Raw genomic sequence first — 20342 nt, 5'->3', positions numbered from 1 at the left:
TAGTTACTGATAAAACATTAATTTGAATTTTCTCATTTGATAAATGAATAAGTTTAAAATTTAATTTGGAACCCTATAGCACATTAAGTAGTTGTATATGAAAATAATAGGGAGATAGCAATGAATATTTTTACAATTGGTCATTCAAATTATACGATGGAAAAACTGATAAATATGTTAAAATACTTTAAAATTGATTGTGTAGTAGATATTAGGGGAACTCCTTACTCTAAATATAATGTTCAATTTAATAAAGAAGTTATAGAAAAGTCTTTAAAAGATGCAGGGTTTATTTATATTTATATGGCAAAAGAGTTAAGTGCAAAAAAGAGAAAATAAAACTTCATATAACAAAGAAGGTTATGCAGATTTTGAAAAAGTTATTTATGAAGATGAATTAAAAAAAGGAATTGAAAGATTAAAACTAGGTTGTGAAAAAGGATATAATGTTGCAATTTTAGGTGCGATGCAAGATCCTATAAGGTGTCATCGCAGTATATTAGTTGGCAGAGCTTTAAGAAAAACAGGATTTAGTGTTAAACATATATTAGATGATTATTCCTTGGCAACTCAAGAAAAAATAGAAGAAAAGTTATTAGAAAAATATTTTCCTAATAGAAATCAAATAACTATAGATTCACTAATTGGAAAAAGTATTACAAAAGATGATATGATTTATGAAGGATATAAATTAGCTAATAAAGAAATAGGATATAGAATAGAAAATTTAAAAAATAATAATGATTAATTCGGATTTTATTAGTTAAACATCAAAGGTCAACCTTTGATGTTTTTTTATAAAATAATTTTTGTGAAATTTTATTAAACATATTGACTAAAATAATTATAGGAGTATAATAGTTTGCATAGGAACTATTTAGTTCTTATGCGAACTAAAAGGAGGGCATTTTATGAGCGATAATATGAATTCTTTTCAAATAGCCATGTTGATTAAAGAAATATATTCAATGACAACTAATAGTATTAGTAATAGTTTAAAACCATGTGGACTAACACATCAACAGATTATGGTAATGAAATTAATAGGTCACAAGAAAAAGATTACTATTTCTCAATTATGTGAGGAAATGTCTTTAGCAAAAGGAACTGTTTCTGGAATTGTACAAAGGCTAGAAAATGCAGGGTATGTGAAAAAAACTAAAGATGATAAAGATAAAAGAAATACATATGTAGTTTTTTCAGAAAAAGGATTAGAATTTGCTAAAGAATTTAGGACATCTATAAATAATACTTTTGATAAATTATTTGAAAGTTTAAGTATTGAAGAGCATAAAAAAATAGAAGAAGCTCTTAAATTATTATCTAAAAAAATGAAAGAGAGTGAAGAATAATGGATATAAAATTAGTTTTTGCAATAATAACAATTACATTGGCATTAGTATTTTATACTACAGGTGTATTTGGGGAAAGAAAGTCTAAAATGCTTCAAAAAAAGCATGTGGTTATATTTTGGTTAGGATTAGTATGTGATACAGTAGGTACATTAACCATGGGGCAGATAGCCAAATCTCAAACAAACAGTATCTCAACAATATCTCAAAACATACATGGCATTACAGGGGCTTTAGCTATATTTCTAATGTTATTTCATGCTTTATGGGCAACATGGGTCTTATATAAGGATGATAAAGATAAAAAAGTATCATTTCATAAGTTTAGTATATTTGTTTGGTTAGTTTGGTTAGTACCTTATGTAGTAGGCATGGTTATTGGAATGAGTAATTAAGTGTACATATAGGTGTTTAAAATAATTGTAAAATAGAATTATATTTTAAATCTCATGAAAACTATAATAATTAATATTAAAGCTAAGAATCATATAAAAAAGGATTCTTAGCTTTATATTTGTTAATATACAAAAATCAATATTTTTAACTTATAGATAATAAATGTATAATAAATATATGTTAAAATTTATTGTAATAAATATAGGGGGAACTTATGAAAATACTAAGTGTAAAAGATGTGCATTACAAAAGAGAAAATACTAATATACTTAACGGAGTAACATTTAATGTGGAAAAAGGGGATTGTATATCGATTATAGGATCATCAGGAAGTGGAAAAAGTACATTGCTTAAAATTTGTGCGGATTTATTACCGATAAACAAAGGTGAATTATATTTTAAAGGAGAAAATTATTTAAATTATAATCCTTTAGAAATTAGAAAACAAATAAGTTATTGTGTTCAGTTACCATATTTGTTTGGCATAAATGTTTATGATAATTTAGAATTCCCATTTAAGGTGCGTAAAGAACCTTTTGATAGATATAGAGTTATAGAGCTACTTAAAAAATTTAATCTAGAAGAAGAGTTTTTACAAAAAGATATAGTTAATTTATCTGGCGGAGAAAAGCAAAGGGTTTCAATTATAAGAAATTTAATTTATACACCAGAAATAGTTCTATTAGATGAAGCTACATCAGCTTTAGATAAAGAAAATTCTAAGTGTGTTGAAAATTACATTAAAGAATTAAATATTCAAGGGGTAACTGTTTTATGGGTTACTCACAATTTAGAACAAAGTACAAGCATTTTTAATAAAAGAATATTAGTTTCAGAAGGAAAAATAGATAGAATGGAGGTTATTAAATAATGAGTACAATGTCACTTATTATAGCATCATGTTTAGTTGCAATACCTATATTTATATCTTATAAAGAACACTTGAATTTAGAAAAAGAAATATTAGTAAGTATTTTAAGAGCAATCATTCAATTGGTTATAGTTGGATATATTTTAGATATAATTTTTGGTTTAGAAAAGCCAATGTTTACGATTTTGTTAATACTAATTATGATTATAAATGCAGCTGTAAACACTAAAAAAAGAGGAGCAGGAATAAATAATGTAGTTTTAATATCTTTTATATCCATGGTTTTAGGAACTATAGTAACTATTACTGTACTTGTAGCATCAAAAGCTATAGCATTTAGACCTAATGAAGTTATACCTATAGCAGGTATGGTAGTAAGTAATTCAATGGTGGCTATTGGATTAAGTTATAGAAATTTAATTAATTCTTTTAATCTAAAAAGAGTAGAGGTAGAAGTTAAATTATCCTTAGGTGCGGATATTAAAGAGGCATCTAGAGACATATTGAGAGAAAGCATAAAAATGGCGTTATCTCCAACTATTGATTCAGCTAAAACTTTAGGAATAGTTTCATTACCAGGAATGATGACTGGACTTATTTTAGCAGGAACTGCTCCACTTATAGCAATTAAATTTCAAATAATGGTTACTTTTATGATTCTATCTTCATCATCGATAGCTACAATGATAGCTACATATATGAGTTATAAGGATTTTTTTAATGATAGAAAACAATTAAAGATATAGTTATAAAAAACTGTTTTAAAGGAAACTTAAAAAGTTACTTTAATACAGTTTTTCTATTATAATAAATTTAAAATTAGAATATAGTTTGATAAATAGATTGCGTTAAGGTTTGCAAAATAAATTAAATAAATAGTTTAAAATAGTAAATATATGTTAATGATATAAATGAATATATATTATAAAGGGGATGAAGTCCATGAAAATAGTTGATTTAAGAAAATATGACTTCTACTTTGGAAATGTGACAAAAGCAAATGATAAAGAATTTATATTTGGACATATGAATAAAGAATGTGGAAATGTTTATCTTCATTTTTATAAATATGATTTGATTGAAGATAGTATTATAAAATTAAATAAACACGGTATACCTATGTATGATTTTACAACTACATTAAGTACTATTATAGAGGATGGATATATTTATACTAATGTTTTAGGCATGTCTAGTTATTATGATTTTTATAAAATTTCTATTCAAAATGGTACCGTAGAAAAGTTATACAGTTTTGATAAAAGTGGAATAATAAATATGTTAAATAGTAGATATGTTTTAGCTTATGGAGAAGAGTATAAAGATGACGAAGATATGTATGAATCTATATATAAAGAAGATGGAATTTTATATTTAATAGATTTAATTGAAAAAAATACATATGTTATAAAAGATAATATAATTAGGCTTGAAGATGGAGGATATTTTAAAGTTTATAAGTATAACAATGAGGAATGGATAGTTTTTGAAACAGATCAAAACATAAATAATAATTCAGTAAAATTACATATTCATAAAGATGGTTATGGTGTTAGTTTAATGAGAGTAAAGGTGAGTCAATTAGTAGAAGATGTTAAAAATAATGAAGAGAGTTTAAATATAATACCTATAATGGAATGTACAGAAAATGTTGGAGTAAGATTTTTAGAAATAGATAATGACAACATTTATTTTAAAGCTACTGATTTTAAAAATAATATTGAAAAAGTTTATAAAATAAGTAAAGAAAAATTTCATATAAAGAAGATTAAAGAGTATGACTTTCAAGTAGATGAAGAAGGTAGAAAATCTGTAGTTTATGATATTAATAGTAAACAATTAATTTTTAAAAAGTTAGAAGCAGAGAATGTTTTTTATTGTGAGAAAAATAATAAAAAAGTAGCATCTAAAGGGGAGAAAGAAGAGTTTATAAAAATTATAGATAATAATATGATATTAGAATCTGTATATGAAGATAAAATAAGAGTTATAAATTTAGATGATTTAAGTGAAAAAGAATATGAAAATAGTTATGAAGTAATAGGAAACAACCTTATACTATTTGAAATTATTTAAAACCAAATAACATGTTTTAAGGATAAAAGAAATATACTGTATTAAGTATATTTCTTTTATTTTGAGGTGATATTATGAAAAAAATAAATGTAAAATTAATTTTATGGATAGTATTTTGGATAATAGCAGGAGTGTTTGTATACACTGCTTATAATGTACTTATAGGTTTTACTATTTAAAAAATAGAATTATATATAATTAAGTTTATGATATAATGTTTTAGATAATTTAATTAGTATATACGGAAGATGAGGAGTTGAACAAATGAAGAATAAGTGGAAATTTAGAACTATAGTAAGCTTGTTATTAGTGTTTTTAATAAGTTTTTTAATGATTGGTTGTGAAATAGAAGGGGATATTTCAGATAACAAAAATACTAAAGAAAATAATTTAGTTGTAAGTTTTATAGATGTAGGACAAGCAGACAGTATTCTAATACAATGTGGAAATGAGAATATGTTAATTGATGCAGGTAATAATGATGATGGAAAAATAGTAGAAAATCACTTGAAAAAGATGAATGTATCAAAAATAGATTATTTGGTAGGAACTCATCCACATGAAGATCATATAGGGGCGTTGGATTATGTGATAGATAATTTTAAAATTGGTACTGTTTATATGCCTAAAAAGACAGCTACAACTAAAACTTTTAAAGATGTTGTAAATTCTTTAAATAAGAAGGGATTAAAACCTATAGCACCTAAAGTAGGAGAAACTTTTAATATAGGTTCAGTGAAAGCTACAATTATTGCACCAGCAGAAGATTATAAAGATGCCAATGAGTCTTCTATAGTTATAAAAATTCAATATGAAGATACAAGCTTTTTATTTGCTGGAGATGCAGAAACTCTTTCAGAAAATGATATGCTTAAAAGTGGAATAGATTTAAGTGCAGATGTTTTAAAGTTAGCACATCATGGATCACGTACTTCTTCTAGTGAGAAGTTTTTGGATAAGGTAAACCCTAAGTATGCAATTATAAGTTGTGAAAAAAACAATGATTATGGTCATCCACATATAGAAACTATAAATAAAATGAAAAATAGAAATATTGTATTACATAGAACAGATGAAGAAGGAACAATAATTGCCATAAGTGATGGTAAAAATATTAGTTTTGATAAAGATAATGGAACTTATAATGAAGGTGAAAAGGTTAATATAGAACAAAATGATGAAAAAGATATAGAGGAAGATAGTATATCAAAAAATAAGAATGAAGATGATATGAAAGTTTATTTTACTGAAAAAGGAAAATCATATCATTTAGATAAAGGTTGCTCTAGTCTTAAAAATAGTAAAAATATATTAATGGGAACATTAAAAGAAGCAAAAGATAAGGGTAAATCTGATCCCTGTGATAGATGCGCATTATAATATAAATAAAGAAACAGAATGACAAGTAAAAAGTCATTCTGTTTTTTTATATTGAATTCTTATTATCTAAGATCTTTTTAGTTTTAGTTTCTTTTGTAAAGTCCCAAATGTTAATAATTAAAACTTTAAATATATTATATATAGGTACTGCAACAAATGCTGCAAAAAAACCTCCAAAATATACACTAGCAGTAATAACAATTATAGTTGTTAAAGGATACATGTTAAGTTGGTTTCCTGTTATATTAGGAGTTATTACATTTCCTTCTAATTGCTGAACAATTATCGCTAATAGTACTACTTTTATAACCATAGGGAAACCCATACCTAATGCTAAAATTAGTGCTGGAAATACTCCAAGTACTGCACCTAAAAAAGGTATAAATGAGGTTATAAATGAAAAGAAAGATAATACGAAAGCGTTAGGCATTCCAAGTATTAAATAACCAATAAACATTAAACTGCCAAGTATAAATGCTACCATTACTTGAGCAGAAATATATTGTTTTAAAACAGTATCAATGTCTTTAAGAATTTTTATGATAAATGTTTTAGATTTGCTAGGTAGAAAATTACAAAGGGAATTATATATCTTATATTCATCTTTTAATATGTAAAACATTATTATAGGGATTAATATAAGTTGTGCAAAAAAGTTACCTACAGAGCCGACTACAGAAAATGCACCCATACTAATATCTAAAAATGAAGTTGTTATAAATGATGATAATCTACTTAACATATCATTAAATTTAAGAAAATCATTTAATTGTGGAAATAAATAGCTGTATTTATTAGCTAAATTTTCCAAAGTTTGATTTAAAGATTCTATTAGTGAAACTCCCTCATTAGCTACAACTGAGCCTGTAAATATACTCATCATAACAATTAAAACTATTATGGAAACTATAGTTATAATCGTTGCTAAAACATTAGGTACATTATGAGCTTTTAAAAATCTATTTATTGGTCTTAGAATATAGTAAAGGAATATAGCTAATATCATAGGTATAAGCATAGCATCCTTTAAGCTTACAAGTGGAGTTAATATGAAATTAACTTTCGTTAATAAAAATATACCTAATAATATTAAATTTAAAATTACTAGATAATATATAGGTTTTTTATTTACCAATATGTACACCTCCTTATAAAGTTTATTAGATAAATATAGAGAAACAATCTCACATTTAAATTTACTCAATAATTTTAAAATATTTTCATACAAAATGTAGTGTTGAATTCCAAGTGTTTCCGAGGAAGTTTCACTATTTTGAATATCCAAGCTTTCAAATAATTATTTTAAAAGTAATTTTGTAAGAGGATATTATACCAATTATAGCAAAAGCTTTTTATAATTTAAACTGCTTTTAAGTTATAAAAGTTATTTATCTTTAAAAATTAATTATTTTAAGGATAAATAACTCTTATAATTAACTAAAACATATCTTTTTTATTGAAAAGTAGTGCTACACATACAGTAATAACTAATATTATTAATACAGTAATAAAAAAACCAAATTTACCATCAGTGAAAGGAATTCCACTAACATTCATACCAAATACACCAGAAATAAGAGTTGGTATAGAAAGTACAATTGTAACAGATGTTAAAAATTTCATAACCATATTTTGATTGTTAGAAATAATAGAAGCAAAAGTTTCTGTGGTACTACTTAAAACATCACTATATATGTTACACATTTCAATTGCCTGACGGGTTTCTATTATTACATCTTCTAATAAATCAGTATCTTCATCATATTTTTTTAGCATTTCTAATTTAAGTAACTTTTGTAATGTAGCCTCATTAGATTTTAAAGATGTTGAAAAATATACTAGTGATTTTTGTAAAGATAAAAGTTGAAAAAGTTCCCTATTTCTTATTGATTTATAAAGACTCTTTTCTACTAACAGGCTCTTTTTATTTATTTGTCTTAAATATAATAAGAAATATTTAGCTGCTCTAAATAAAATTTGCAACATAAATCTTGAACGTTTAAAGGAATAAAAAGATTGGATTTTTCCTTTTTCAAAATCACATATTATATTACTGTCTTTAAGAGATACAGTTACTATATTATCTTTTGAATGTATGATTGCCAAAGGATAAGTATCATAAGTTAATGAGTTATCATCTATATCAGTAATAGGAATATCAATAATAACTAAAATACAACCATCTTCAATTTCAATACGAGAGCCTTCTTCTTCATCTAACGCTGCTTTTAAAAAATCTAATGGAATATTAAGTTTATTAGATACAAAATGAGCTTCTTCATCAGTTGGATTAATCATATTAATCCAGCATCCATTTTGAATAGTATTTATTTTATTTAAATTACCGCTAAGCTCACTTTTGTAAATTGAAAGCATAAATTAACACCTCATCATTAAGAGCCTAGGAAAATTATATACTTTTATTATATTATTGACAATAATTACTCAATAAATCATAATAATTATTATTATAATAAATATACATATATATATATGTATATAGGGATACAAGTTTAAAGGACAAATTATAAATTAAAATTTTTATTTAAATTAAGAATAATAAAAAACTAGTCACTAATATAGTTTTTTATTTATATAAAGATTTCTAGAGTGATAAAGGTATATAATAGAACTTTAGAGCAGAGCCTTATATACGTAGTTTTTCATGTTTACTAATTAATTAAATGGAGGCTTAGATGAGCATTATTCAACTTGTGTGGATAGCCATTGCTGTTGGATTAGATGCATCAGCAGTAGCATTTGGAATTGGTTTAAATGAGAAGGTAGAAATGAAAGATAAATGCTGTTTAACATTATCCTTTGGGTTCTTTCAGTTCTTATTTTCTTTTATAGGTGGAAGCCTTGGAAAAACTTTTTCAGATAATATAATAACAGTACCAACTATTATAAGTGGAATGGTTATAGCTATAGTTGGTATAATGATGATTAAAGAGGGCATGGAAAACCAAGGAGAATATCCACTACTAAGTGGAAAAATATACTTTATAATTGGAATATCAGTGAGTATAGATGCAATGGTTGTAGGTTTTATAACCTTAATAAATATTACTTATGGTATTTTAATGATATATAGTTTAATTATTGGAAGCATTGCTTTAATTATGAGTATAATATCCTTCATAATTTCAAAATATTTAGGCAGAATAAATTTAATAGGTAAATATGCAAACTATATAGGTGGGGTGATATTAATTTTATTTGGATTAAAGATGATTTTTTTATAAGAGAGGATGAAAAAAATGATTAATGAATTAAAAGGATTAAAATCTTATTCAGCATTTAAGTTTTTTAAAGAAATGAATGAAATTCCAAGAGGGTCTGGTAATGAAAAAGCAGTAAGTGATTGGCTTGTAAAATTTGCAAAAGAGAGAAATTTAGAAGTTATTCAAGATGATGCTCTAAATATAATAATTAAAAAACCAGCTACAAAAGGATATGAGAATTCAAAAGGAATAATACTTCAAGGTCATATGGATATGGTTTGTGAAAAAAATAAATCTACAGAACATGATTTTGAAAAAGACCCTATTGCTTTTATTGTTGAAGGAGATATTTTAAAGGCAGATGGAACTACATTGGGGGCTGATAATGGAATTGCAGTAGCTTTTGGGTTAGCAATATTAGATTCAAATGAAATACAACATCCACCAATAGAATTAGTAGTAACTACAGAAGAAGAAACTGGCATGGGCGGTGCTATGAGTTTAAACCCTGAAAATTTAGATGGAAGAACACTTATAAATATAGATTCAGAAGAAGAAGGTAAATTTTTAGTAAGTTGTTCAGGTGGTGTTAGAGTAGATATTTCAATACCAGTTAAAAAAGAAGAATTATGTAGTGAGAAAGAATTGCTGAAAATATCTGTAAAAGGATTAAAAGGCGGACATTCTGGAATGGAGATTAATAAAGAAAGAGGAAATTCTAATAAATTAATAGGAAGATTTTTAATGGATTTAAATTCTATTATAGATTTCAAATTGGCTGATATAAATGGTGGAGCTAAGATGAATGCTATTCCAAGAGAGGCAGAAGCAATTATAGAAGTTTCTAAAGAAGATATATCTAAAATACAAGTTAAAGTTTCAGAATGGCTTAAAGTGTTTAAAAATGAATTCCAAGGAATAGATGATGATATAGAATTAACTTGTGAAAAAGCTAAAGAAAATATAGAAAAAGTTTTTGATTTAAATTCAACAATGCAAGTATTAAGAATGTTATTTTTAATTCCTAATGGGGTTAAAACAATGAGTATGGCTATAGAAGGTCTTGTTCAGAGTTCAACAAATGTAGGTGTTGTTACAACTGAAAACAACTCTGTTAAATTTGACAGCGCTGTAAGAAGTTCCGTTAAATCATTAAAAAAAGCTATATGTGATGAAATGATAGTTTTAACAGAAATGTTAGGTGGAACTATTGATTTTCAAGCAGATTATCCAGAATGGCAATATAAATCAAAATCAGCAATAAGAAATATATTTACAAAAGTATATAAAGAAATGTTTAATAAAGAAGCAGAGATAACAGCAATACATGCTGGGCTTGAATGTGGACTAATAGGAGATAAATTTAATGGAGAATTAGACCAGATTTCTTTTGGCCCAAATATATTTGATGTTCATACACCAGGTGAACATTTAATTATATCTTCAACAGAAAGAATGTTTAATTTCTTAGTGGAAGTATTAAAAGAAGCAAAATAATTATAACTTATATAAAGTAAATTGTATTTATATAAGATAAAATTGAATATTGAAAATGTTGAATTTAATTTAATTTTTCTTATATTTTTTAATAATTTTAAAATAAGGTTAATAAACTTTTTTGTGATAAAATAAGTTAGAATTTCATTATTAAAATTCTAACTTTTAATTAAAAAAGATAATGGTTTAAACTATTATCTTTTTTAGTTAGTGGAGTTTTATAAATTATTAAAAAATATAGGAGGTATTTTTATGGTAAATATTTTATTTGGATTAATTGCTATAATTTTATTATTAGGTTTAGCTGTTTTATTTTCAAATAATAGAAAAGCGATAAAATATAAAATAATTATTCCAGGGATTTTAGTTCAAGTGTTTTTAGCAATTTTTGTATTAAAAGTGTCAATAGGGCAAAAGATTTTAATGGCAATAGCAAATGGACTAAATAGTATATTTAACAATGGATTTGAGGGAATAAAATTTGTATTTGGAGATTTATCTTTAGGATTTGTATTCGCCATTAATGTATTAGGACTAATAGTATTTACTTCAGCACTAGTTTCTTTATTATATTATCTTAAAATTCTACCAATTATAGTTAATATAATTGGTAAAGCAGTATCAAAAATTATGGGTACAACTTTAGGTGAAAGCTTCAATGCAGTAGGTAATATATTTTTAGGTGGTACAGAAGCACCTATACTTATAAAACCTTACTTGAAATCTATGACTAAATCTGAATTGTTTGCTGTAATGGCAGCTGGATTTGGCAGTGCATCAGCAGCTATACTTGGAGGATATTCTATGATGGGGATAGATTCGAAATATCTTCTTATAGCTATATTTTCTGTTCCTTTCAGTACTCTTATGGTTTCCAAAATATTATATCCAGAAGCAGAAGATATTGAGATTAAGGATGTAAAAATAGAAAACAGTACAGCAAAAAATGTGTTTGATGCGATAGGTGAAGGAACCGGTCAAGGATTACAATTAGCATTAAATGTTGGTGCTAGCCTTATAGCTTTTATAGGATTAATGGCATTAATAAATAGTGTTTTAGGAGTTGTGGGATTAAGTATAACATCTATATTAGGATTTTTATTAAGACCGTTAAGTATATTGTTTCACATTCCTTCAAGTGAAGCAGCAAGCTTTGCTTCTTTAATTGGGACTAAGATGGCAGTAAATGAATTTGTTGCATTTAGTGATATGTCAGCTATAATAAATACACTTTCACCAAGAACTATAGCTGTATTGTCTGTTGCATTATGCAATTTTGCTAATTTATCATCTATAGGTATCCAAATTGGAGGATTTTCAATCTTAGCACCTGAAAGAAGAGAAGAAGTTACAAGAAATGGATTAAGGGCGTTGCTTTCGGGAACTATATCTACATTAATAACTGCATCTATAATAGGAATGATAGTATAAGTACATATAATAATAACTGTTTTAAAGTAGAGTATATAATTCTATTTTGAAACAGTTTTTTATTGATATTTTTTATTAGAAAGAAACATAATAATTTATAATTATGGAATTTGTTGTTTAGTTAGAGAAAGATGTGTAAAATATATTAATGAATATAAGTTATAACCTTATATAATGTAAAATAATACATTAATGACCTTTGAAGTTTTGTGCAATGTATGTTTAAGAGTATATATTAAGGTATTGATAATTTTTATTTACACAAATATAATTGGAAATTTTCAACTGTTATTTTTTTAATATGTCTAAAATGATATAATTATTGTAAGTATATTATTTAAATAATATATTTAAAAAAGAATTAAGGTGATATGTTGGATGTATGTAAAAATCTTAAAGAAAAGAATTTAAAAGTTACAAAGGCTAGAGTTAGTATATTAGAGTTGCTTTTTAAATCAGATAAATGTTTATCAGCTAATGAAATATGGGAGAATATTAGAAAAACATTAATAGGTATAGATTTATCAACTGTATACAGAAATTTAGATGTATTAGTAAATAAAAATATAATTGAAAAGGATATTTTAGATAATAATATATATGTTTATTCTATTCAAGAGGATATTCATATGCATACTATAATTTGTGAGAGATGTAATAAAGCTTTTGAGATTGAATGTCCTATGCCGAAGCTTAGAGAATACATTAGATTAAAAACAGGTGTAATAATTACAGATCAATGTATAGATGTGAAAAATGGAATATGTAAAGAATGCAATAAAATAAGTAAAAAGTAAAAATTACTTAAGGAAGATAGTATTGCACTATCTTCCATATACCATTTTTATTTAGTTGAAGTTCTAGTTTATATTCAACAATGTTATAAGGTGCTTTATTAATGATTCCAGTTACTTTAACAATTGCAATATGATTGTCTATAAACTCTATAGTGGAACTTTCAAGTTTGAATAGTTTATATTTATTAAACAGACCTTTAGTGGTATATTTTTTTATGGCGTAGTTTATATCTTTGCAATTATTTTCACAATAATTATTATAAATAGTTAATGAAAGAACTAGGATTACAATTAAAAATAATGTTATAAATATATATTTATTTAATTTATAGCTTTTATTAAATTTGAGACGTATAAAAATCACCTCTAATATAATTTTTACATTAAATATAATATTAAATAGAATACAAAATATGCATAAAGGAAGGTATTTTAAATGGAATTTTCATCTTTAGTACTTATGGAAAGAGAAAAAGAAACAAATTATCTAGTTAAGGAATTAGGAAGTTATGAAGTAGGAGAAGGAGCTGAATATGTTACTAAATTATTTTATGATGGTGATGCAATAAATTTATACTTTGATACCCAAAAGGATGTAGAAGAATGGGAATATACAGCAATATATGATGTTTTTAATGAAGATAAATTTGAAGAAAAAGGGTTCAATATAGATGTGTATGATGAAGAATATAACCCTACATGGATAATTAAATTTCAATATGATGAAGAACATACAGTAATAAAAGAAAAATTAGAAACAATATGTTTATTAATAAAACAGGAAATGGAAAGGGCTTTTAATGAAATAAAAAATATAAAAATAGATTAAAAATAAATTTAAAGGTGTTAGGGTAGGGGAAAGATGCGTTTAGAGTATATTGGAAATGTAACCGACTCGGAGATTTTAGGTAAAACTGTATTTGATAATGATGGTAGAATACTATTAAAGTCTGGAGTTAAATTGACAAAGAGATACATAAAGAATCTTGAAAAATTAGGAGTTTATTATATATATATTGAAGATAAAAGATTAGATGATGTGGATGTTGAGGATTATAAATTAAATGTATTAAAGCAAGACACAGTCAAATCTTTGAATAAAGTTATGAACAATGTAGGAATGTTTAATAAGACAACCACAAAAGAATATTTAAATAGAGTGACAGATTTAATTAATTATATATTAGATGATGGGGATATAAATAAAAGTTTATTTGATGTTAAGACCTATGATAACTACACTATGATACATAGTGTAGATACTGGTGTAATGGCGGCATTTATGGGAATTGGCATTGGCCTTAAAAAAAATGAATTAAATGATTTAGTAGTAGGTGGTATACTTCATGATGTTGGAAAAGTAAAAGTTCCAATATCAGTAATAGATAAGAAAGGCCCCTTAACTTCAAAAGAATTTGAAGAAATAAAAAAACATCCATTATATGGTATAGAAATTCTGGAAAAAAATATGGCTATACCAGAAAGTGCATTAAAAATCGTAGAGCAACATCATGAAAAAGTTAATGGAAAAGGTTATCCATATGGATTGAGAGATTTACAAATAAATAAAAAAGCTAAAATTGTATCTGTATGCGATGTTTATGATGCTGTAAGTAGTGATAGGAGCTATAGAAAAAGATTTTCACCTAAGGATGCGTATGAACTTATATTATCTGATTCTGGAAGAAGTTTTGATGAAGAGGTTGTAAGATGTTTTAGAAAGGTATTTTCTGTTTATCCATTAGGGAGTTGTGTTAAATTATCTGATGGAAGAGAAGGGTATGTAATAAAACAAAATGAAAATTTTCCTGATAGGCCAATTATTAGGATATTATATGATTATAAAACAAGAATGCCAATTAAATTTTATGAAATTAATTTATTAAAAGAACTAAATTTAGTTATTGTATCTGTGGTTTAGTTATGATGTTTTATTGAAAAACATTTATACAATGAGTTGACTATAATATCAAAATTTAGGAGTGAGTGTATGAAAATAAACAAGGAACAGGTCCTAGAAAATTTTAAAAAGGGTCCTAGTGTAACATATTTTTTAATAATGATAAACATTATTATGTATATTATCACTGCATTTACATCTTTTTATTATTTTCATGGTGGTATATTAAATATAGATACAAGAGCAATTATTGTACTTGGTGGTATGGTGAACCTTTTGGTTAAAAACGGAGAATATTATAGACTGTTTACTGCTGGATTTTTACATGCATCAGTATTACATTTAACATTAAATATGATTGCATTGAATGCTATAGGAAGTATTGTTGAAAAAGTATTAGGAAAAGGTAAATTTATAATAGTATATATTTTATCTTTGATTTTTGCGTCATATGGAAGTTATGTAGTTGCTAATGTAAAACTTGGAATAGGTATATCAGTAGGTGCGTCTGGAGCTATATTTGGACTTTTAGGTTCTTTATTAATTATTGTATTTTTAAATAAGAAAGTCTTTGGAAAAACTGTATTGAGGGGAATAACAGAAGTAATAGTTGTAAATTTATTAATAGGTTTTTTTGTTCCCAATATAGATATAACAGCTCATGTGACAGGTGGTATTGCTGGAGCTATAATAACTTTTTTAATAATTATCATTGAGAGAAAAAAGTTAAGAAAACAATAATAAAATAATTGTTAGACATAATATATTAGACAATAAAAGATAGTAGAGTTACTGCTATCTTTTACTATTTTAAATTTGTTAAATATGTATGAATATGAGTAGGGGAATGGTATGCGTTTTGAGTTAATAACCAATGTGAAAGAAAATGAAATATTAGGGAAAAGCATATTGGATACAAGTGGAAGAATTTTATTAAAATCAGGGGTAAAACTAACAAATCAATATATAAGTAGACTTGAATCTTTAGGAGTTATATATATATATGTAAAAGATGAAAGGTTAGAAGATATAGAAATAGAAGATACAATGTTGTGTGGGTTAAAACAAGATATAATTAAGTGTTTAGGGAAGGTTATGAAAAATGTGGGATCATTAACCCAAACACATGTCAAAGAATATGTTGCAAGTGTTAAAGAAATGATAGACTATATAGTTGAATTGAAAGATATAAATAAGAGTTTATATGAAATAAAGACACATGATAATTATACTATGCTACATAGTGTAGATACAGGTGCTAATGCTGCATTTATGGGGCTAGCATTTAGAATGAATAGGGATATGCTAAATGAATTAGTTATAGGAAGCACATTACATGATATAGGAAAAGTAAAGGTTCCTATAAATATAATAGATAAAAAAGGTCCATTAACAAAGGAAGAATTTGATGAAATAAAAAAGCATCCTATATATGGTGGAGAAGCTATAAAAAAAAGTTTCAATATATCCAATTCAGCTCTAAGGGTTATATTAGAACATCATGAAAAAATAGATGGATCAGGATATCCATATGGGTTAAAAGATGAACAAATAAGTATATACAGCAAAATAACAGCAGTTTGTGATGTGTTTGATGCGCTGACTAGTGATAGAAGTTATAGAAAAAAATTTAATCCAGCAGATGCTTATGAAATGATATTATCAGGATCAGGAACAAGTTTTGATAAAGAGGTTGTTAAGAAATTTAAAAATGTATTTTCTATTTATCCTTTAGGTTGTAGAGTAAAACTTTCTAATGGTTATAGCGGATTTGTAGTAAGACAAAACCAGGGGTTTCCGGATAGACCAATAATAAGAGTTATGTGTGACAATAATGAAAAAATGTTAGGAAGTTATTATGAAATAAATTTATTAAAGAAAACTGATGTAATTATTATTGGAGCTTTTATTTAAATATATTAAAATAACATATAGAAAATGTTATAAGTAAGGAGCTAGAATATGGCAAAAGTAAAAAAAGTATATGCAATTAAACATGGATATGATAACTTGAAAAATTGTGAAGTGAAAAATATCATAGTAGATAATTGGAATGAATGTTCAAGGTTAATAAAAGGGGTAAAGGGAGCGCAGTATAAGAGTTTTGAAATATTACAAGAAGCAAAAGATTATTTGAGTAATGATAAAAGACTTTTAAAAAAAGGTTTAGATAATTACCCAATGGATATATTACATATATATGTAGACGGAAGTTATAATTCAAGTAATGAAAAGTTTTCTTATGGTTTAGTAGCAGTTAAGGATGATGTTATAGAATATATGGAAAGTGGTGCATCAAATGATACATCTCAAAAACAAATAAGACAAATTGCAGGAGAATTAAAGGCTACTATACAAGCAGTTGAATATGCTAAATCAAAGGGAGAGAAAAAAATAGTTATATTTCATGATTATGAGGGAATATATCATCATGCATTAGGCACCTGGGAAAGAAAAGATGTATCGTCTAAAAAGTACTATGAAACTATAAACAAATATATTAATGAAGATAAAATAGAAATTATATTTGTAAAAGTTGATAGTCATACAGGGGATATATACAATGAAATAACTGATAGCATAGCTAAAAAAGCAATTGGAGTGCCATTAACTGATGCAGTAAATAAATATATAAAAGAAAATGAAATAGTTGTAAATGGAGTAGAAGAGGAAGTAAAATTAAAAGGAATAGTTAATGAAAAGTATTATTCCAACGTGAAAAATATTAAAGAATCATCTAAAGAAAATAAGGTGGAAATAGAAAATCTAATCGATGTGTTGGATAAAAATGAGTTAAAAGTTAGAAAAAATGAAATAAAAGAAAATTATTTTAATTTAGGTGAAGATAAATTAAAGTCAAAACTTAATAGGTTAAAAAAACAAGAGTTAATTGATTTACTAATAGAATTTGCTAAATTAGATAATGAATAATAAAGTTATAAGGGGATGGGAATACATGAATAATATAGATTTAAAAAAGTTGATGGAAAAAATAATTAATGGAGAAAATATAGTTATATTAGATGTTAGAAGCAAAGTTCAATATAATGAAGGTCATATTGAAGGAGCTGTAAATATTCCCATGTCTAATTTAGCAATAGAGATGGACGATTTAGATATGAATAAGGAAATTATAGTTTATTGCAATAGTGGAAAAGTTAGTATCGGAGCAACACTTTTTCTTTTAGATAAAGGATTCAATGTGAAAAATTTAAAAGGCGGATTTGAAGAGTATAAAAATTGCCAATTAGACATTACATAAAGTTATTAATTTATACTGGATTTAATGAACTAGGATATTATTAATTTTAAATTTTATTTATCTAGGAATTAATTTGATAAAATTGTACAAAATAGTACTATTAGATTTAATATGTATTAAATTTTTTAGGAGGGATAAAATTGAAATTAATAAGAGTGATGGCAAAAATGGTTTTGACTGCAACAGTGATTATGGTAGCTATAGAATCTATGAAACCTAATATAAATAGAAGAACAAAGAGAAGAATAAAAAGATGTATGAAAGTTACCAAAAGTATGATTGATACATTTTATAGTAATGCTATGTTATTATTGGATTAAAAATATCATATTTAGTAAAAATACTTTTAAATTTTAAATTTAAAAGTATTTTTAATTTTAAGCATATTAACAAAAAGTTAATAAAATAGTTTATAATAATAAATATAGTAAATAAATTATAATTTAATTATAATTTGCAAAAAAATATAAAAAAAACTAAAAAGTTAGTATAATTAATTTGAGAATCTTAAAAATGGATACAATATTTTGTGTTACTATAATACTTTATGTAATAAATACTTTATTTTTAATATATTTATTTCATAAAATAATAATTTATCTATAAATTTTATGAAAAAATCAGATGTTTCTTTATAAAAATATAAATTTAAAGAATAAGTTCAGAAAATCTACAAAAATTGTTAAAATTTCTATATATTCTTAGGAAATCTTTTATACATATGTTATAATTAAATATGAAAATTTATAAAATTCAATAAATTATAAAATTGATATAAAATAACTAAAAATTATGTTAATAATGGTCAATTAACAATAATAAATTACTTGTAAAGGGTGCGTGATTTATGAAGATATTATCTTTGGGAGAGAAAGTTAAACTTAGAAGAAAACAGCTAGATTTAACATTAAAGAACTTAGCAGGGGATAGAATAACTGCAGGGCAAATAAGTTTAGTAGAATCAGGAAAGTCTAATCCAAGTATGGATTTATTAGAATATTTAGCAAGTGCTTTAGATGTAACAGTAGAGTATTTAATGGAAACAGAGGAAACACAAGCTCAAAAAATATGTACCTATTATGAAAATATAGCTGAGTCTAAAATATTAATTGGAGAATTAGAAGAGGCTCAAAATCATATAGAAATATCTATAAAATATGCAGAAGAATATAAATTAGAAATGCAAAAAGGAAAAAATTTATATTTAAAAGGCCTAATTCATACTAAAAAGGGTGAATATGATAAAGCTCAAGAGGATTTGCTTACTTCAAACAATATTTTTATAAAAAATAATTCAGTAGATAACATAATAGCTACATTCATATTATTAGGTAAAATAACTTTAGAGTTAAAGGCGTATCATTCAGCTTATAGTTATTTTCAACAGGCAGAAAAGGTATATGAAGATAGTAATATAGGTGATGATTTTTTAATTGGAGAGATTAATTATTATATATCATTGACATACTTTAAAATAGGAGAAATGGACAAGTCTTATGAATATGCTTTAAGAGCTGAAGAAACATTTAAAAATTTAGATAATAAGAAAAAGTATGGTAAAAAAATGTTAGAGTTAGCACAACAATATTGTGAAAATAACAATATTAATGAGGCTATTAAATATTCAGAGTATAGTTTAAAAATATTTAGCGGGCTAAAGGATAATTATTACTTTTCAAAAATAGAAAATAATTTAGGAAAGATATTTTCAGATTTCAATAGTTTAGAACAATCTTTTGATCATTTATATAGAGCAAAAGATATGAGAGAAAAGACTAAGGATTCTAAAATAATAGAAACACTATGCAATATTTGTGATAATTATATAAAATTAAAAAATGAAACTAAAGCAAAAGAAACTTTAGATGAAATATTAATGCACATAGAAAAGGGTGAGGAAAAATCTTTATGTGATTACTACTTATTAAAATATAAGGTAGAATTATTAGAGGGAAAATTAGAAAGCGCAGAAAATACATTAATTCAAACTCTTAATTATGTAAAGAAATTAAACTTCTTAAAAGAATATGCAGAAATATCTTTAATATTAGGAAAATTTTATGTGGATAATGGTCGAGAAAATGAAGCTGAAAAATGCTTAAATGATGGTATAAAAGTTTTAAATGAATTAAATTTTTTAGAGAATTAGTGAGTAG

Annotated in this window: 20 protein-coding genes and 1 pseudogene; 19 read left to right on the top strand and 2 right to left on the bottom strand. The window is 24.9% G+C overall.

Annotation, left to right across the window (positions count from 1 at the left end; all coding sequences use genetic code 11):
• The first annotated feature begins 120 nt into the window (after positions 1-120).
• The 7 genes and pseudogenes from CSGHG_RS20275 (at position 121) to CSGHG_RS24860 (ending at position 6075) form a co-directional block, all read left to right on the top strand.
• A pseudogene (locus CSGHG_RS20275) lies at positions 121-748 on the top strand (DUF488 domain-containing protein).
• 163 nt (positions 749-911) lie between these two features.
• Positions 912-1352 carry a MarR family winged helix-turn-helix transcriptional regulator gene (locus CSGHG_RS08640; RefSeq protein ID WP_010294219.1) on the top strand — a complete coding sequence of 147 codons (441 nt, stop codon included), beginning with the start codon at positions 912-914 and terminating at the stop codon, positions 1350-1352.
• Positions 1352-1747 (top strand): HsmA family protein, encoded by a 396-nt coding sequence (locus CSGHG_RS08635; protein ID WP_010294217.1) that lies wholly within the window; start codon positions 1352-1354, stop codon positions 1745-1747. The genes CSGHG_RS08640 and CSGHG_RS08635 overlap by 1 nt, the downstream gene beginning before the upstream one ends.
• Positions 1748-1962: 215 nt before the next feature.
• Positions 1963-2619 (top strand): ABC transporter ATP-binding protein, encoded by a 657-nt coding sequence (locus tag CSGHG_RS08630; protein ID WP_010294215.1) that lies wholly within the window; start codon positions 1963-1965, stop codon positions 2617-2619.
• Positions 2619-3365 carry an ABC transporter permease gene (locus CSGHG_RS08625; protein WP_010294213.1) on the top strand — a complete coding sequence of 249 codons (747 nt, stop codon included), beginning with the start codon at positions 2619-2621 and terminating at the stop codon, positions 3363-3365. The genes CSGHG_RS08630 and CSGHG_RS08625 overlap by 1 nt, the downstream gene beginning before the upstream one ends.
• Before the next feature lie 196 nt (positions 3366-3561).
• Entirely contained in the window at positions 3562-4695 is a 1134-nt protein-coding gene (locus CSGHG_RS08620) for a hypothetical protein (protein ID WP_010294210.1), read from the top strand.
• Positions 4696-4959: 264 nt separating this feature from the next.
• Complete coding sequence (locus CSGHG_RS24860; protein ID WP_010294208.1) at positions 4960-6075, top strand: ComEC/Rec2 family competence protein; 1116 nt, start codon at positions 4960-4962, stop codon at positions 6073-6075.
• Positions 6076-6121: 46 nt separating this feature from the next.
• Here CSGHG_RS24860 and CSGHG_RS08605 read toward each other — a convergent pair whose 3' ends face one another.
• Positions 6122-7219, bottom strand: coding sequence for an AI-2E family transporter (locus CSGHG_RS08605; RefSeq protein WP_412766363.1), 1098 nt, complete (start codon positions 7217-7219; stop codon positions 6122-6124).
• A gap of 293 nt (positions 7220-7512) precedes the next feature.
• Positions 7513-8451, bottom strand: a complete 939-nt coding sequence (locus CSGHG_RS08600; RefSeq protein ID WP_010294204.1) for a magnesium transporter CorA family protein — start codon at positions 8449-8451, stop codon at positions 7513-7515.
• A 320-nt stretch (positions 8452-8771) separates the two neighbouring features.
• Between CSGHG_RS08600 and CSGHG_RS08595 the strand changes: the two genes are divergently transcribed.
• From CSGHG_RS08595 to CSGHG_RS08540, 12 genes are all read left to right on the top strand, one after another.
• On the top strand, positions 8772-9320 hold the full coding sequence (locus tag CSGHG_RS08595) for a manganese efflux pump (protein ID WP_010294202.1): 549 nt from the start codon (positions 8772-8774) through the stop codon (positions 9318-9320).
• A 15-nt stretch (positions 9321-9335) separates the two neighbouring features.
• The gene (locus CSGHG_RS08590; protein ID WP_010294200.1) at positions 9336-10796 is read left to right on the top strand and encodes an aminoacyl-histidine dipeptidase; all 1461 of its coding nucleotides are present in this window, start codon (positions 9336-9338) and stop codon (positions 10794-10796) included.
• A 252-nt stretch (positions 10797-11048) separates the two neighbouring features.
• On the top strand, positions 11049-12227 hold the full coding sequence (locus CSGHG_RS08585; RefSeq protein ID WP_010294198.1) for a NupC/NupG family nucleoside CNT transporter: 1179 nt from the start codon (positions 11049-11051) through the stop codon (positions 12225-12227).
• A gap of 371 nt (positions 12228-12598) precedes the next feature.
• A complete protein-coding gene (locus CSGHG_RS08580; protein WP_010294196.1) occupies positions 12599-13024 on the top strand; it encodes a Fur family transcriptional regulator in 426 nt (141 codons plus the stop codon).
• Positions 13025-13460: 436 nt separating this feature from the next.
• Positions 13461-13853, top strand: coding sequence for a DUF6762 family protein (locus tag CSGHG_RS08575; RefSeq protein WP_010294193.1), 393 nt, complete (start codon positions 13461-13463; stop codon positions 13851-13853).
• A gap of 33 nt (positions 13854-13886) precedes the next feature.
• Complete coding sequence (locus CSGHG_RS08570; RefSeq protein ID WP_010294192.1) at positions 13887-14945, top strand: HD-GYP domain-containing protein; 1059 nt, start codon at positions 13887-13889, stop codon at positions 14943-14945.
• Between the two features lie 69 nt (positions 14946-15014).
• The gene (locus tag CSGHG_RS08565) at positions 15015-15665 is read left to right on the top strand and encodes a rhomboid family intramembrane serine protease (protein WP_010294190.1); all 651 of its coding nucleotides are present in this window, start codon (positions 15015-15017) and stop codon (positions 15663-15665) included.
• Positions 15666-15776: 111 nt separating this feature from the next.
• Complete coding sequence (locus tag CSGHG_RS08560; protein ID WP_010294188.1) at positions 15777-16838, top strand: HD-GYP domain-containing protein; 1062 nt, start codon at positions 15777-15779, stop codon at positions 16836-16838.
• Positions 16839-16886: 48 nt separating this feature from the next.
• A complete protein-coding gene (locus tag CSGHG_RS08555; protein WP_010294185.1) occupies positions 16887-17855 on the top strand; it encodes a ribonuclease H1 domain-containing protein in 969 nt (322 codons plus the stop codon).
• Positions 17856-17880: 25 nt separating this feature from the next.
• Entirely contained in the window at positions 17881-18186 is a 306-nt protein-coding gene (locus tag CSGHG_RS08550) for a rhodanese-like domain-containing protein (protein ID WP_010294183.1), read from the top strand.
• A gap of 140 nt (positions 18187-18326) precedes the next feature.
• Positions 18327-18506 carry a hypothetical protein gene (locus tag CSGHG_RS08545; protein WP_026022279.1) on the top strand — a complete coding sequence of 60 codons (180 nt, stop codon included), beginning with the start codon at positions 18327-18329 and terminating at the stop codon, positions 18504-18506.
• A 527-nt stretch (positions 18507-19033) separates the two neighbouring features.
• A complete protein-coding gene (locus CSGHG_RS08540) occupies positions 19034-20335 on the top strand; it encodes a helix-turn-helix domain-containing protein (protein ID WP_010294181.1) in 1302 nt (433 codons plus the stop codon).
• Positions 20336-20342: the final 7 nt, after the last annotated feature.

The sequence above is a fragment of the Clostridium senegalense JC122 genome, from assembly GCF_000285575.1.
GTDB lineage: Bacteria > Bacillota > Clostridia > Clostridiales > Clostridiaceae > Clostridium_J > Clostridium_J senegalense.
This window is presented reverse-complemented; position numbering and strand designations above follow the sequence as displayed.